Origin of the sequence: Dyella japonica A8, assembly GCF_000725385.1 — a bacterium.
GTDB classification, from domain to species: Bacteria; Pseudomonadota; Gammaproteobacteria; order Xanthomonadales; family Rhodanobacteraceae; genus Dyella; species Dyella japonica_C.
On sequence record NZ_CP008884.1, the window covers coordinates 2,744,576 to 2,760,006 of the forward strand.

Consider the following 15,431-nt stretch of genomic DNA (forward strand, 5'->3'; position numbering starts at 1 on the left):
TCAAGCATAAAAAAAGCCGGACAAAGTCCGGCTTTTTTTTATGCTTTCGAATCGCGTCGTCAACCGTGTGACGACGCATCCTTCTTCACGCCCTCGTCGGCGGCTTCTTCGTCCGCCGGGGTAGCGGGCTTGGACTCCGGAGCAGTCTGCGGCAGGCCTGCATGGGCCAGCAGGTCTCCCTGTGCAGGCTGCTCTGCCGTGGCGGCATGAACGGGCTCAGCCTTCGGCGCGACTTCGCTCTCGGCGGACGGTGCCACCGGGAGTTCGGCGGCCGGTTCGATCCTGGGCGCGACATCGAGGTGCGTGCGGAAATCGATGGTCGCGCTCTGCACGGTGGTGTGAGCTGCTTCCTCCGTCACGACGTGGGCGACTTCGGCGGCATGCGACGCGCTGGCGGAAACGTCGGTGGTCTGGGAATGGACCACCGCGTCAGCGACGGGGGTGACCGTCACGACGGGTTGCTCGACAACCGGATCGGATTCGCGAATCGCTTCCGCAACCGCATGGGCTTCCTCGTGCATGCGCTCCTCAACGGAGGCGGCCGGCGGAATCGGCGGAAGCGTCGGCAGATTGAACGAGGCGGGCGCCACGGCGCTGATGACCTGCTCGGGCACGTGGATGGCAGGTGCCGGCGCGGCGTCTGCGATCTTTTCGTGCGGGGTGGCGTAGCTGTCTGACGACGAGGCGGGCTTGCTGACTTCCTCGCTGGCGACGTGCGCCACGACGGTGGCGACAGCGGCTGCGCTCACGACAGCCGTCGCTGCGACAGCGGCCGGCGTCGACGGTGCGGCTGTTTCGGCCCGGTCTTCGTCGTCCAGGTCGTCCAGGTCATGATGGCCCGACGATTCCGCTGCCTCTGCACCTGCCTGCGTGGCGTCCTCATGGCGACGGCGACGGCGGCCGCCACGACGGCCGCGGCGGCGGCGCGACTGGCCGCCCTCGGCTTCAGGCGTACCTTCCGGCGTGCCGGTGGCAGTCACTGCGGCGCCGGTCGCTGCCACCTCGGAGGCGGTTTCCGGAGCGGCGACGAGATCCTTGATGACGACGTCGGGGGCCGGTGCGGCAGCGCGTTCCGCGGGCATCGTGCTGGCTACCGGCGTTGCGACGGCGGTGGCGGTTGCCTGCTGGCCTTGTTGCTGTGCCTGTCGCTGCTGGCGCTGCGGTTGTTCCTGACGCTGCTGCCTGCGCTCGTTCTGGGGCTGCTGGCCTTCGGCCTTGGCCTGCTGCTGACGCTGTTCCTGCTTCGGCTGCTGCTGAGCCTGCTGCGGGCCCTTCTGGCCCTGCGGCGGCTGCTGGCGGTTGCCCTTGGCCTGCTGCTGGCCCTTCTGGCCCTGCTGCGGCTGTTCGCGACGCTGCTGTTGCTGCTGGCGGTTACCCTGCTGCTGACCCTGGGCAGAGCGGCCGCGCTCGTCGCGGCGCTGGTTGCCGCGCGCGGCCGGTGCCGGCTGGGCCTGTGCCGCCGGAGTCGGTGCGGCCGGGGCGTCGGTGCCGCGGAACCAGCCGAACAGGCGGGCGATGATGCCGCCGCTCGGCGCCGGGGCTGCCGCGGGCTGGCGTGCAGCCTGGACCTGCGGGGCGGGGGCTGCGACGACCTCCTCGCGGACCGGTGCCGGCGAGGAGGGCACGATGCCGCTCACGGCGGGCTGTTCGCCGCTGCCGAGGGTCTGGCCCATCTTCGGGACCGGCGACGCTTCGACGGCCGTCAGGCGCTCGTAGCTGGGCTTGCTGTGCTCGCCCATGTCCGCTTCGCGGATGCGCTGGATCTCGATGTGCGGCGTCTCGAGCTTGTCGTCCGCCACGATGACCACGTGCACCTTGTTGCGCAGTTCGATCTCGACCACGCTGGCGCGCTTTTCGTTGAGCATGAAGTTGGCCACGCTCGGCGGGGCCTGCACCAGCACCTGGCCGGTGTTGTCCTTCATGGCGTGCTCTTCGATCAGTCGCAGGGTCGACAGCGCCAGCGACTCCACGCCGCGGACGTGGCCGTGGCCTTCGCAGCGCGGGCAGACGATCTGGGTGGCTTCGCCCAGGCTGGGGCGCAGGCGCTGGCGCGACATTTCGAGCAGGCCGAAGCGGCTGATGCGGCCGATCTGCACGCGGGCACGGTCCAGCTTCAGTGCGTCCTTGAGGCGTTCTTCCACCTCACGCTGGTGCTTGGGGCTGTCCATGTCGATGAAGTCGATCACGATCAGGCCGCCGGCATCGCGGATGCGCAGCTGGCGGGCGATTTCCACCGCCGCTTCCAGGTTGGTGTTGAACGCCGTTTCTTCGATGTCGCTGCCCTTGGTGGCCTTCGACGAGTTGATGTCGATGGCGGTGAGGGCTTCGGTCTGGTCGATCACGATCGAGCCGCCCGACGGCAGGCGGACCTGGCGGTCGAACGCGCTCTCGATCTGGGTCTCGATCTGGTAGCGCGAGAACAGCGGGGTGTCGTCGCGGTACATCTTGAGCTTGCGCAGGGCGTTGGGCATCACCTGCTGCATGAACTCGCGCGCGTCGTTATAGAGCGATTCCTCGTCGATGAGGATCTCGCCGATGTCGTTGCGCAGGTAGTCGCGCAGGGCGCGGATGAACAGCTTCGATTCCTGGTAGATCAGGAACGGGGCCTTCTGCGCCTGGGCGGCGCCAGAAATGGCCTTCCACAGCTGCAGCAGGTAGTCCAGGTCCCACTGCAGCTCTTCGGCGTCGCGGCCCAGGCCGGCGGTGCGCACGATGAGGCCGACGTCGTCGGGGACGTTGAGGTGCTCCAACGCTTCCTTCAGCGCCTGGCGGTCTTCGCCCTCGATGCGACGCGACACGCCACCCGCCTTCGGGTTGTTCGGCATCAGCACCATGTAGCGGCCGGCGAGGCTGATGAAGGTGGTCAGGGCGGCGCCCTTGTTGCCACGCTCTTCCTTCTCGACCTGCACGACCACCTCGTGACCTTCCTTGATGAGGTCGCGGATATTGGCCTTGTTGGGGTCCAGGCCCGGCGTGAAGTACTCGCGGGCGATTTCCTTCAGCGGGAGGAAGCCGTGACGCTCGGCGCCGTAGTCGACGAAGCAGGCTTCCAGGGAAGGCTCCACGCGGGTGATCCGGCCCTTGTAGATATTGGCCTTTTTCTGTTCGCGGGAGGGGATTTCGATGTCGAGATCGTAAAGGGTCTGGCCATCGACGATGGCCACGCGCAACTCTTCACGCTGAGTTGCGTTGATCAACATACGTTTCATTGTAATTTTTCCTCGGCTTGCCGCGCGTCGCGTGCCTCGGTGGCGCCAGTAGCTTCGGCGGCCTGCCGGGGATCGCGCCGCTGCGGTTAAGCGGCAAATGACGGCATCGTTCTCGGTGCCGGGATGATTCTTAGGCTCGCGTCGATCGCCCTCCGGAATCCTTCGGAAACCGGACAAACGACAACCCGAACCGTTACGATGTAAGGGAGCAGCAACCGGCTGCCAAGAGGCGACCGGCGCTATCCTCGCCGACGTCACGGGATGGGCGTCCCGACTCCATCCGAACTTCGGCAGGGCGGGACCAAACGCCGGTCGAGTATCCTATTTCGTCAGGTTTTTTTCAATGCAGACGGTAACTTCCCCCGACGCACCTCACGGTGTGCGTCAAGTAGAGATCGGACCCGAAAGGGACGGTCAGCGCATCGATAATGCGCTCATGACCCTGCTCAAGGGGGTGCCGAAGAGCATGATCTACCGCATCCTGCGTACCGGGCAGGTGCGTGTGAACGGCAAGCGCGCGAAGCCTGAGACGCGTCTCGCGGCCGGTGACATGCTGCGTATTCCGCCCGTCCGCACGGCGGAAAAAGTGGCCGAGAAGGGGCCGCCTGCCGGTGCCGTCTCATCGCTTGTTGAGTCGATCATCTTCGAAGACAAGCACTTCATCGCCATCGACAAGCCGACCGGCGTCGCCAGTCATGGCGGCAGCGGCGTCAGTCACGGTGCCATCGAGCTGCTGCGCGCGGCGCGCCCGAATGAGCACGTGGAACTGGTCCATCGCCTGGATCGGGACACCAGCGGCGTGCTGGTGTTCGCCAAGACCCGCGCCGGGCTGACCGGCCTTCAGGCCGCGATCCGCGACAACCAGGTGACCAAGCAGTACCTCTGCCTGATGGACGGTCACCCCGGGAAGGCCAAGTTCAGCGTCAATGCGCCGCTGCTCAAGTCGGTGCTCCAGGGCGGCGAGCGGATGGTAAGAGTGTCCGATAACGGCAAGCCATCGCTCACTTTTTTCCAGGAGATGGAGCATTACCCGGGCGCGCGCCTGATGCAGGCGACGCTGGGAACGGGCCGTACCCACCAGATCCGCGTCCATGCTGCCCATATCGGCCATCCGCTGGCGGGTGACCCGAAGTACGGCAACAAGGAAATGAACAAGGCGTTCAAGGACCTGGGCCTCAATCGCCTGTTCCTGCATGCCTCGCACATGAGTTTCGAGCTGGACGGTCGCTCGTATAGCTTCTCAGCGCCATTGCCGGACGACCTGAAGGACTTCCTCGATCTTCTCGCGGTTAAAGGAAAGAAAATCAGGTACTTGTGGGAAAGGCTACAGGAAGAAGCGCGCACTGACCTCGAGTGAGCGCAGCAGGTGGCCGGTCAGTCCGGCCTCCACCAGCAAGGCACTCGCCGCATGGGCGAAGGCAATGGGTATCAGGCGCGGTGAGCGCATGAAGCACCATGCCCACCAGAGTTCGGCCAGCAGGCACAGTTGCATGAGCGAGCCGTTCGGTGTGTGGAGCAAGCCGAACAGGGTCGCCGTCACGAGGATGACGGCTGCCTTGGGCAGGCCCGTGCGCTCCAGCCGCCCCATCACCAGGGCGAGCATGGCCCATTGCTGCAAGAGCGCCCAGCCGAGGTAGGTCAGGATATGCCGGCCGTCCAGGTGAAGCAGGTGATGCCCGTCCGCCCATGTCAGTGCCGCCGCGACAGGTAGCGGCAGCAGTGGATACAGCCAGTCGGATCGGCCGCGTCCCCACCAGCTCCATTCCACAGGGCGCCGCCGCCACTCGCACTGGCCGCCGTAGACCAACGCGGCGACAAAGGCGGTGATCCCGGCCAGGGAGGGCTCCGGCCCCCAGCGCAGTCCGGCGATCAGCCACAAGGGACCCGTGGCAATCGCCGCAACTTCGGTCCAGGGTCGCACCACGCCAGGCCGCTGGCGCACGGCCAGCCACCCCAGCCAGACCAGATAGAGGCCGCACACACCCCCGTCGAGCCAGGGCGGCATGCGCGTCGACGTGTGGTCAGGCAATGCCTGACCGGACGGCACGATGATCGCCGCCGGCCAGTATTGCCGGATGCGATCGCGCAGCAGCAGCATGGTTTCGGCGGAGGCGCCGTCCGGCAGTCGCACCACGGGCGCCCGATAGCGCGACAACTGCTGCGTATTGGGCAGCCATTTGTCTGATCCGTCGGAGCTGGATAACCGGATGTCCGCCAGTTGCCGGTCGACGGCCCCCGGTACCGTCCGGCCAGCCGGCGAATGGGTTGTGACGGACCGGGCCAACAGCGTGGCGCCCGGGGGCAGGGTCATGCTGAGTCGCAGCATGTAGGCGACCACGCCGGGCGGCGGGCATGCCTCCCCTTGGGCCGTATGCCAGTCCAGGGCCTGCAGGTCGATCGACAGCGACGTTGTGCCGCTCGACATGGGTGCCGCCGGGTCGGCCAAGCAAGCCGTGCTCGATTCCCGGGATTGGTAGCGCAGCCCCATGGTTCCGGCATGGCTCGCCTGCATGTCGATGTGCAGCAGGGGCCAGTGGGCCAGGTCGACAGGGGCAGCCAATGGCAATCCGAGTTCGAACGAGCTGCCGTCGAGGCTGGTGATCTCCAGGCCGTCGGGCGTGATGCCAAGTTTGGCGTGGCCAAACACGCGGCTGGCGACAAGGTCGGACGGGCGGCGCAGCGTCCACTGCCAGGGCGGCTCACCCGCGCGGAGCGTCGATGCCCGCTGGCCGGCCTCATGAATCAGCTGGCCACCCGTGATCCAGCGGGACAGCCCCGCCATGCACCACAACAACACCGCCACCGCCGCGAGGAAGCCCGCGGCGGCAAGGAGCGGCGAGGCGTGGCGCGGGGTACTCAACGCTCGAGCAGGACGTCGACGCGAGCCGCGCAGATGATGTCGTTCATCGACAGGCCGCCCACGTCATGCGTCGACCACAGCACCTGGCAGTGGCCGTAGCCGGCCTCGAGATCCGGGTGGTGATCCTCTTGATTGGCCATGAAGCCCACCGCATTGATGAAGCCGAGCGTGTGGTGGAAGTCAGGGAACTTGAAGTCCTTGACGATGGCTTTGCCGTCATCGGTAACTTTCCATCCCGGTAGCGCGGCGAGCAGATCCTTCAGCGCGGCGCCCTCGAGCGCGTGTTCCTTCCCCTTGCGCGGCGTGCAGTGCTGGCTGGCGAGTTGGCTGAGGCTCATGGCGAAAGTCCGTGGCAAGAGAGAAAGGTGCGAAGCGTCGAAGCTTGGCGCGGAAAAGTCAAAGCCGGGCAGCCGGATCAAAATAGGACTAAAATGGTGCTGTATTACCGGCCATGCCGGAGTTTCCGCTGGAGTGGACATGATCGATATTTCAGAACGCGCACAGAGGCACTTCCTGCGACTGCTCTCCCAGCAGGGTATCGAAGGGCTGAGCATCCGCTTGCGCGTGACCTCGCCCGGCACGCCCGCGGCGAATTGCGAACTTGAGTTCGCCGAGCCGGATGAACTGACCGGCAAAGAGTGGACCATCGTCTGCGATGGTTTCGACTTCAACGTGGATGGTGACAGCGCATCGTGGCTGGAAGGTGCCAGCATCGATTTCGAGCCGAATGCTACTGGCGGCCAGCTCAATATCCGGGCGCCTCGCATCAAGGGTGAGATTCCGGGCGAAGGAGCCGGGTTGATCGAGCGCGTGCGTTACGTGCTCGAGGCCGAGGTTAACCCCAAGATCGCCTCTCACGGCGGTCGGGTGAGCCTGCTCGAGGTGGATGCCAATGGCGTGGTCATCCTGCAGTTTGGCGGCGGCTGCCATGGTTGCGGCATGGTCGATGTCACGCTCAAGCACGGCGTGGAGAAAACGCTGCGCGAGCGCGTGCCCGAAATTACCGAAGTGCGCGACGCCACCGACCACAGCGGCGGCAGCAATCCGTACTACAGCAAGAAGGAAGGCCAGTCCGCGCTTGGCTGAGCCAGCGCCGCATGAACGTCCAAAAAAAAGCCCGCCTATGGCGGGCTTTTTTTGATGCCTGCGGCAAGACTTACTTCTTGTCGCCCTGGATATGTCCCTGCAGGGTGTCCAGCTTGGTCGGCAGGCTGGAGAAGTAGGCCGCCACGTCCTGAATATCCTGGTCGGACAGCTGCGCCACGAAGCCCTTCATGATGGCGTTGTCGCGCTGGCCGGTCTTGTACTCGTTGAGAGCCTGCTGGATGTACATGTTGTACTGGCCGGCCAGGCGCGGGTACTGCGGATCGACGGCGTTGCCGTCGGTGCCGTGGCAGGCGAAGCAGGCGGCGGCCTTCTGCTTGCCGTTGTCGATGTTGCCGGCGGCCAGCAGCTGGGTGGAGGCGAACGCCAGGACGGCGCCGAATGAAAGCAGGGTCAGTGCACGTTTCATGCGGTTCGGGTCCTTGGCTTACTTGGCGAGGCTGGAGAGGTAGGCGGCGACGTCCTGGATGTCCTGGTCGGACAGACTCTGCGCCTGGGCCATCATCGTCGGATGCTTGCGCTCGCCAGCCTTGTACTCATGCAGGGCGTTGACGATGTATTGCTCGTTCTGTCCAGCGATGCGCGGCACGGGGTAGTTCGGGTAAGCGTTGGCGTACCCCGGTACGCCATGACAACCATTGCACGTGTAGATCAACTTGCGTCCGGCAGCTTTGTCACCCTCGGCATGCACGCTGGCAGTGGCGAAGAGAGCTGCGGCCACGGTCAGGCCAAGCAGTTGCACTCGAGTCATCAGGATCGTCCCCACGATTCCGGCTGGTACATGGTGAATGTCACGGCAGTATAGTCGTAGCGTTCACGAACGGACAACATGTCGCAAGCCACTGATTTCCATCAGCACGGAATGTCACAGTGGCCCGGAGGGAGCGCGTGCGGACAGCTGGCGCGCCATAACCAACGCAAAGGGCAATGCATGCGAAAGATGCTTGAAAAGGCCGGTCATCGACGTGTTCTGAAGGTCGCGGCGGCGGTGGCGCTGGCCTTTGGTGTGGCCTGGCAGGTGGGCGAGGCGAGGGCGGCGACCCCTGCGGCAGATTACCGCATCGTTGGCTATGTCGGCGACAGCCAGCCGCTGCCACACGTGAGTGCCGACAAGCTCGACGTGATCAACTACGCCTTCGCCAAGCTCGAGCCCAAGGGCGACGTCGTGTTCCCCAGTCCGGTCGCTGGCCAGACGCTTGCCACCCTCACCGGGCTGCGCAAACTCAACCCGAACCTCAAGATCATCGTCTCCATCGGTGGCTGGACGGCTGACTATTTTTCGGATGTCGCGCTCACGGAGGCCACGCGCCAACGCATGGCCGACAGCGTCGCCGCCTTCATCGACAAGTACGATGTGGATGGCGTCGATCTCGACTGGGAATATCCGACGTTGCCAGGTCCCGGCATCAGCCATCGTCCTGAGGACAAGCGCAACTTCAGCTTGTTGCTGGAGACACTGCGCGCGCGCCTCGACAAGATGGGCGCGGCGCACGGCGGCCGGCACTATCTGCTGACCATCGCCGCGGCGGACAGCGAGTTCGTCGCGGGCATCGAGCTGGAGCGCGTATCGCACTCGCTCGACTGGTTCAACCTGATGACCTACGACTTCCACAACAGCCTGACGCCCACCACCGGGCATCACGCCGGGCTGCATCTGTCCGACTTGGCCCCGGCCGACGATCGCGCCGGAGACAAGGCCGTGGCGCAGTTCCTCGCCGCAGGCGTGCCGGCCAAGAAGCTCAACCTGGGCGTGGCGTTCTACGGGCGCGCGTTCACCGGCGCCGATCCCGCACATGATGGCCTGCAGCAGAAGTACACCAAGTTCGCGGGCGCGCCCTCATGGGACGAGCTGGTGGCGAGCTACATCGGCAAGAACGGCTACGTGCGCCATTGGGATGCGAAAGCCGCCGCGCCGTACCTGTGGAATGCGCAGACGCACACCTTCGTGAGCTATGAGGATCCCGAGTCGCTGCGCGCCAAGGCGGCCTTCGTCAAGACGAAGGGGCTGGGTGGCGTGATGTATTGGGAACACAGCCTGGATCGCAACGAGGAGTTGCTGGGCGTGCTGGATCAGTCGCTGCGGACGCACTGAGTTACTGCTCGTCATTCCGGCGCAGGCCGGAATCCAGTTTCGATGAGGTCGGACTGACGCGGGGACCTGGCCCCGCTTCTGCGAAAATCCAATACCGACGCAACTGGATTCCGGCCTGCGCCGGAATGACCAGCGTGTAGGTGGCGCGGCTTCCGGGCGGAGGCCCGACGCGAGGGCGTTCAGCCGCCCAACAAGCTCTTGAAGATATGAATCCCGGCGGTGTACTCGCCGATGATGGTGCCAAGGCAGACCAGGAAGAAGTTGAGCAGGGTGCGGGCGACGCGGTTGCGCCACCAGCCGCGCCAGTGACCGATGTCGTCGCGAAGCGTTTCAAAGTCCGCCACGCGCGGGCGACGCACCCAGGCTTCCACCATGGCGCTGATGCCGCCTGACGGAATGCCAGGGCGGAACGGCTTGATGGGGCCGGCGATGAACGCGGCGATGACGCTCAAGGGGTGTGCACCGGCAATGATGGCGCCGATCGCCGAAAAGCCGCCGGTGTAGAGCACCCAGTCGCGCAATGCCGAGGTACCCAGGGCTGCGTTGCGATGAAAGGCGAAGCCGATGGCGACGAACACGGCCAGCACCAGGCCAATGGCGAGCCACTTGGGCCAGCGTGCTTTCGGCGGTGCGGCGGCGAGCGTGGCGGCCTCCACCGAGGGGTCGCTCTGCTGGGTGCGCAGCTGTTCGCACAGACCCTTCAGATGACCCGCGCCGATCACGACGAGCACGCGACGGCCTTCGCCAAATCCGGCTTGCGCCGCCTGTTCGCGCAGGCGCGCCGCCATGTAGGCGTCGCGCTCGGCAATCAATGCGCGATACAGCGGCGCCGAGTTGGTGGCGAACTCGCTGAAGGCGCTCTCCAGCATGTCGCCCTGTTTCAGTTTTTCGATCTCGGACTCTTCGATGTCCTGGCGCTCGAACACGCTGGCGACCAGGCCGCCCATCAGGCCGAAGCGCTGCCAGAAGCCCACGCTGTGCCAGGCGCGGCGAAGCGTGGTGCCGACTTCGCGGTCCACCAGCCACAGCGGAAGCCCGCGTTGCTCGGCGCCATCCATGCCGGCCTTCATTTCCGCACCCGGCTGTATGCCGTATTGCTCGGCGAGCCGCTTCTGGAATGAGGACAGCACGAGGCTGGCCGCCACCATGCCCGCCTTGCCCTGGCGGATCACCTGGAACAGGTCCATCTGCTTGAAGGCATCGGGATCGCGCATGCCCTGCGCGCGGCTGTCGCAAAGCTCCACCGCGATGGCGTCGAAGGTTTCGTGCGCGAGCAGCGCTTCCACTGCATCGACGCTGGTGCGCGAGACGTGTGCCGTGCCAAGCACCACGTATTCCACGCCATCGCGCGTGACGCGCTCGATAGGCTGGTCTCGCAGCACGGGGGGCAGGGCGTCGGCGATGTCGGTCTGGCTCATGCGTGGTGTCGGTGTCGCGTAGGCAAGAACTGCATGGGGATGGCCACGGCACGAACCAAGTCGTGCCGCGTCAAAGGTTCAGTCGCGGAAGCGCTTGAGCAGGTCGCTGTAGGCGTCGATGCGGCGGTCGCGCAGGAATGGCCAGATGCGGCGGACGTGCTCGCTGCGCGCCATGTCCACATCCACGATCAGTAGTTCGCGCTGGTCCGTACCCGCCTGCGCCAGGAATTCACCCTGCGGCCCTGCCACGAAGCTGGTACCCCAGAACTGAATGCCGTTGGTGACGCCGGCCTTGTCCGCCTCGAAGCCCGTGCGGTTGCACGACAGCAGCGGCAGGCCGTTGGCGACCGCGTGGCCGCGCTGCACGGTGACCCATGCCTCGCGCTGACGGTCCTTTTCGGCCTGGTCGTCCTGCGGATCCCAGCCGATGGCGGTGGGATAGAGCAGCAGGTCCGCGCCAGCCAGCGCCATCAGGCGGGCGGCTTCCGGATACCACTGGTCCCAGCACACCAGCACGCCAAGGCGGCCCACTGAGGTGTCGATGGGGTCGAAACCCAGGTCGCCCGGCGTGAAGTAGAACTTTTCGTAGAAGGCCGGATCGTCCGGGATGTGCATCTTGCGGTACTTGCCCGCGATGGCGGCGGAACGGTCGAACACCACGGCGGTGTTGTGATACAGGCCCGTGGCGCGCTTCTCGAACAGCGAGGCGACCACGACCAGCTTCAGCTCCTCGGCCAGCTTGCCGATGCGCGCCGTGCTGTGGCCCGGGATGGTCTCGGCCAGATCGAACTCGTCCACCGACTCGCGCTGGCAGAAATACGGCCCGTTGTGCAGCTCCTGCAGCAACACCAGTTCCACACCCTTGGCTGCGGCTTCGCGCAGGCCCGCCTCAATGGCGTCGAGATTGGCGTCGCGGCTGCCGCGGTCGGTTTCCTGCAGCAGGGCGACTTTGAGGGTCTTGCGGGTCATCGGCGGGTTCTCGGGTAGGGGCTGCCGGGGAGCAGGCCGCCAAGTCTAGCGGATAAGACGAAGCCGGCCCCTTTCGGGGCCGGTCGATGGTTCATATATGGCGCGTCCGGAGGCTGGTTTCCAGCGCTCCTGGGCCGAGTCCGACCTGCCGTCAGACGATGCCGGCCGGCAGCTGCATGGTGATGCAGTGCAGGCTGCCGTTCTGCCAGATCAGCGGGCGGCAGGGCACCTGCACGATCTCGCGACCGGGGTGGGCCTCGCCGATGATGCGGGCCGCCTCGTCGTCCACCGCATCGCCATAGGCAGGCACCAGTACCGCGCCGTTGACGATCAGGTAATTGGCGTAAGAAGCCGCCAGGCGACGCCCCTCATCGATGATCGGCTTGGCCCAGGGCAGGGGATACAGCGTGTACGGCTTGCCTTCCGGCGTGCGCAGCGCGGCCAGCTCCTCGCCCATGCGCTTGAGCTCGTCGTAGTGCGGGTCGCTGGTGTCGTCGCAGGCCTGGTAGACGATGCGGTCGCCCGGCGCGAAACGGGCCAGCGTGTCGATGTGTGCGTCGGTGTCGTCGCCTTCCAGATAACCGTAATCCAGCCACAGCACGCGCTGGGCGTGCAGGCTGTCGCTGAGGATTTCGGTCATCTGCTCGCGCGACTGCTCAGGATGGCGCTGGACCAGGCAACGCCAGGTGGTAAGCACGGTGCCCACGCCATCGCTCTCGATGCCACCGCCTTCCAGCGCCCAGTCGATGCGCTTGTGGGAGGCCTTGCCGAACACGCCCTGCTGCACGAGACCGGCGATGAGCGCGTCATCCTGATCGGCACCGAACTTGCCGCCCCAGCCGGTGAAGCGGAAATCGGTGAGCTGGAAGGCGCCGTCGCCGGCCTTCAGCGTGATCGGACCCGAATCGCGCAGCCAGGTGTCGTCATACGGCAGCTCGACGAAACGCACCTTGGACAGATCAACGCCTTCGCCCGTCAGCAGGGCCTGCACGCGAAGGCGCAGCGTGTTGTCCCCTACCACGATGATCAGCGACTGGAAGCGCGTAACCGCGGCGGCCAGCGCCACATACGTGGTTTCCACATCGGCGAGGCGGTCGGCCCAGTCGGTACCGGCATGCGGCCAGGCGATCAGCACGGCCGATTGCGGCTCCCATTCCGCCGGAAGGCGAAGGCTAAGGTCGGTCATCGTAGGTGGGTCTCTTGCGGCGGGGACGGCTGCCGGCGCGGGGCGGGCAACGAAGGGCGCAGAGTGTAAACGATGGGACGTGACAGGGAGAAAAAGACAACGCGGCCCGTGTTTCCACGAGCCGCGCCGGGGTGATGTCAGCGCCGGTCAGTTGGCGGAGGCGGGATTGGTGTTGTTGCCCGCCGGCGTATTGAGCACGGCGTGGATCACGTGGCTCTTCTCGAAATACACGATGAAATTCGAGTAGTCCCAGCGGTTGATCACCGGGTGCTTGGCGCTGTCGCCGCCACGGGGCGTGAGCTTGTGCTGAGGGGCGCCGTACTTCTTCTCCACCTCGGTCATGCTCATGCCGCGCGAGGGCAGGTCCATCGTTTTTTCCTGCTGCACGCGGTTGACGAGCAGGCTCTCCGCGCTGGCGGCGGCAGGCATGCCGAGGCCGGCAAGGGCCAGCACGGCGATGGACAGGCTGATGCTGAACTTGCTGATTCCGAACGTGTTCACGGTTCCCCTCTCCGCGCAAGGCGTTGCGGCGTCGTTGTAGCAGAACTGTCCGGGCTAATCCACGCGAATCTGTGGCGATTGCGACGCCGTGGGCATTCATCGTGAGGATTGGGGCGTCCGGGCCGTTATCATGGAGGGCTTAGGGCGGCTGGACGCCCGGTCCGGATAACCGCTCCCCATGATTTCGTTTCGTCGTTTTGCCCTCCGCCGAGGCAGCCGGTTGCTGCTTTCCGATATCGACCTGGTGATCCAGACCGGCTGGCGGCTTGGCGTGGTGGGGCGCAACGGCTGCGGCAAGTCCAGCCTGTTTGCTGCGCTGCAGGGCCAGGTGGAGGCCGATGCCGGTGACCTGGACATGCCGGCGAAGATCCGCATGGCCTCGGTGGCGCAGGAGACCCCGGCCCTGCCGGACCCGGCCATCGAATACGTGATGGGTGGCGACGAGGAGCTGGCCAAGGCCTTGCGCGACGAACTGGACGCTCAGGCACGCGGTGACACCGAGGCGATGGCGCGTGCCCATCACCGCATCGAGGAACTGCATGGCTACGACGCGCGGGCCCGCGCGGGGCGCCTGCTGCACGGCCTCGGCTTTGCGCCCGAAACGCACGAGACGCCGGTCAGGGAGTTCTCCGGTGGCTGGCGCGTACGACTGAACCTGGCTCGCGCGCTGATGGCGCCATCGGACCTGTTGTTGCTCGACGAGCCCACCAACCATCTCGACCTGGATGCCGTGCTGTGGCTGGAAGAATGGCTGCGCCGTTACCAGGGCACCCTGCTGGTGATCTCGCATGACCGTGAATTCCTGGATGGCGTGATCACGCACACCCTGCATCTGAACGATGGCGGCGCCAAGCTCTACACCGGCAACTACAGCGCGTTCGAGCGCCTGCGTGCCGAGCAGCTGCGCCAGCAGCAGATCGCGCATGAGCGCGAGCAGGCTGAACGCGCGCATCTGCAATCCTTCGTTGATCGCTTCAAGGCGAAGGCCAGCAAGGCCAAGCAGGCCCAGTCGCGCGTCAAGCGGCTGGAGAAGCTGGCCGGCACGGAAGCAGTGCGTGCGGAGCGCCCCTTCCGCTTCCAGTTCGCCGTGCCCGATCGTCTCCCCGATTCCATGCTGCAGATGGAAGAGGTCGAGGCCGGCTATCCCGGCGAGAACGGCGAGCCGGCGGCCACCATCCTGCACAACGTGCGCTTCCGCCTGGAGGCGGGCGAGCGCATCGGTCTGCTCGGTCCCAATGGCGCGGGCAAGTCGACGCTGGTCAAGACCCTGGTGGGCGAACTCCCACCACTCGGCGGCGAGCGCAAGGCGCACAAGGACCTGAAGATCGGCTACTTCGCCCAGCACACGGTGGAAAGCCTGCGCGAGGGCGCGTCGCCGTTTGACCACCTGCAGGACAAGGCGCCCGGCGTGGCTGCACAGGTGTTGCGCGACTTCCTTGGGTCGTGGAATTTTGCCGGCGACCGCGCCTTTGAATCGGTCGACGGCTTCTCCGGTGGCGAGCGCGCACGACTCGCGCTGGCCCTGATCGCCTGGGACAAGCCCAATCTGTTGCTGCTCGACGAGCCGACCAACCATCTCGACCTGGACATGCGCGAAGCGCTGGCCGATGCACTGGCCGAGTTCGACGGCGCCCTGGTGCTGGTTTCGCATGATCGCCACTTGCTTGGCATGGTCAGCGACAGCTTCTGGCGCGTGGCCGATGGCAGCGTGGAACCGTTCGATGGCGACCTGGATGACTACGCGCGCTGGTTGCGCAGTCGCGGCTCGGAGGCCAAGAAAGCCAAGAAGAAGGAAGCTGCCAAGCCTGTCGAACGGGTGGAAACGCCGGAAGAGCGTCGCCAGCGCATGGCCGCCGAGCGCGAGAACGAAAAGGCCGCCCGCCAGCGCGTGAAGAAGCTTGAGACCCGCATCGCCACGCTGGAGAGCGAGCTTACGGCACTCGACGCCAAGCTTGCCGACCCGGAGACCTACAACGGCCCGACCGCCGAGATGATGCGATTGGGACAAAAGCAGGCGGAGCTACGCCGCGAGAAGGAAACACTCGAAGGCGAGTGGCTGGAACTTTACGAACAGCTGGAGGCCTGAGCGCGC

13 protein-coding genes are annotated in these 15,431 nt (G+C 65.8%); 4 read left to right on the forward strand and 9 right to left on the reverse strand.

Going from position 1 to position 15,431, the window contains the following annotated elements:
• Positions 1-59: 59 nt before the first annotated feature.
• Positions 60-3,209: an Rne/Rng family ribonuclease gene (locus HY57_RS11460; protein ID WP_038579715.1), complete on the reverse strand. Its 3,150-nt coding sequence runs from the start codon at positions 3,207-3,209 to the stop codon at positions 60-62.
• Between the two features lie 343 nt (positions 3,210-3,552).
• On the opposite strand from HY57_RS11460, the gene HY57_RS11465 reads away from it, so the two are divergent.
• Complete coding sequence (locus HY57_RS11465) at positions 3,553-4,566, forward strand: RluA family pseudouridine synthase (protein WP_026033860.1); 1,014 nt, start codon at positions 3,553-3,555, stop codon at positions 4,564-4,566.
• Here HY57_RS11465 and HY57_RS11470 read toward each other — a convergent pair.
• Both HY57_RS11470 and HY57_RS11475 read right to left on the reverse strand, forming a co-directional pair.
• Positions 4,534-6,069: a CPBP family intramembrane glutamic endopeptidase gene (locus tag HY57_RS11470; RefSeq protein WP_019464901.1), complete on the reverse strand. Its 1,536-nt coding sequence runs from the start codon at positions 6,067-6,069 to the stop codon at positions 4,534-4,536. The two genes, HY57_RS11465 and HY57_RS11470, sit on opposite strands and share 33 nt — an antisense overlap.
• Positions 6,066-6,407 carry a 4a-hydroxytetrahydrobiopterin dehydratase gene (locus HY57_RS11475; RefSeq protein WP_019464902.1) on the reverse strand — a complete coding sequence of 114 codons (342 nt, stop codon included), beginning with the start codon at positions 6,405-6,407 and terminating at the stop codon, positions 6,066-6,068. Before HY57_RS11475 ends, HY57_RS11470 begins: the two co-directional genes overlap by 4 nt.
• 139 nt (positions 6,408-6,546) lie before the next feature.
• Here HY57_RS11475 and HY57_RS11480 point away from each other — a divergent pair, with 139 nt between their 5' ends.
• Entirely contained in the window at positions 6,547-7,155 is a 609-nt protein-coding gene (locus HY57_RS11480) for an NfuA family Fe-S biogenesis protein (protein ID WP_019464903.1), read from the forward strand.
• Between the two features lie 70 nt (positions 7,156-7,225).
• Here HY57_RS11480 and HY57_RS11485 read toward each other — a convergent pair whose 3' ends face one another.
• Complete coding sequence (locus tag HY57_RS11485) at positions 7,226-7,582, reverse strand: c-type cytochrome (protein WP_019464904.1); 357 nt, start codon at positions 7,580-7,582, stop codon at positions 7,226-7,228.
• Positions 7,583-7,600: 18 nt separating this feature from the next.
• Positions 7,601-7,924 (reverse strand): c-type cytochrome, encoded by a 324-nt coding sequence (locus tag HY57_RS11490; protein ID WP_026033861.1) that lies wholly within the window; start codon positions 7,922-7,924, stop codon positions 7,601-7,603.
• A gap of 180 nt (positions 7,925-8,104) precedes the next feature.
• Between HY57_RS11490 and HY57_RS11495 the strand changes: the two genes are divergently transcribed.
• A complete protein-coding gene (locus HY57_RS11495; protein ID WP_038579718.1) occupies positions 8,105-9,265 on the forward strand; it encodes a glycoside hydrolase family 18 protein in 1,161 nt (386 codons plus the stop codon).
• Between the two features lie 179 nt (positions 9,266-9,444).
• On the opposite strand, the gene HY57_RS11500 is transcribed toward HY57_RS11495, so the two are convergent.
• The 4 genes from HY57_RS11500 to HY57_RS11515 form a co-directional block, all read right to left on the reverse strand.
• Entirely contained in the window at positions 9,445-10,683 is a 1,239-nt protein-coding gene (locus HY57_RS11500; protein WP_019464907.1) for a TraB/GumN family protein, read from the reverse strand.
• A gap of 78 nt (positions 10,684-10,761) precedes the next feature.
• Complete coding sequence (locus HY57_RS11505; RefSeq protein WP_019464908.1) at positions 10,762-11,652, reverse strand: carbon-nitrogen hydrolase; 891 nt, start codon at positions 11,650-11,652, stop codon at positions 10,762-10,764.
• 151 nt (positions 11,653-11,803) lie between these two features.
• Positions 11,804-12,838 (reverse strand): agmatine deiminase family protein, encoded by a 1,035-nt coding sequence (locus HY57_RS11510; RefSeq protein ID WP_019464909.1) that lies wholly within the window; start codon positions 12,836-12,838, stop codon positions 11,804-11,806.
• Positions 12,839-12,985: 147 nt separating this feature from the next.
• The gene (locus HY57_RS11515; RefSeq protein ID WP_050997894.1) at positions 12,986-13,267 is read right to left on the reverse strand and encodes a hypothetical protein; all 282 of its coding nucleotides are present in this window, start codon (positions 13,265-13,267) and stop codon (positions 12,986-12,988) included.
• 250 nt (positions 13,268-13,517) lie between these two features.
• Here HY57_RS11515 and HY57_RS11520 point away from each other — a divergent pair, with 250 nt between their 5' ends.
• Positions 13,518-15,425, forward strand: a complete 1,908-nt coding sequence (locus tag HY57_RS11520; protein WP_026033863.1) for an ABC-F family ATP-binding cassette domain-containing protein — start codon at positions 13,518-13,520, stop codon at positions 15,423-15,425.
• The last annotated feature ends 6 nt before the right edge of the window (positions 15,426-15,431 follow it).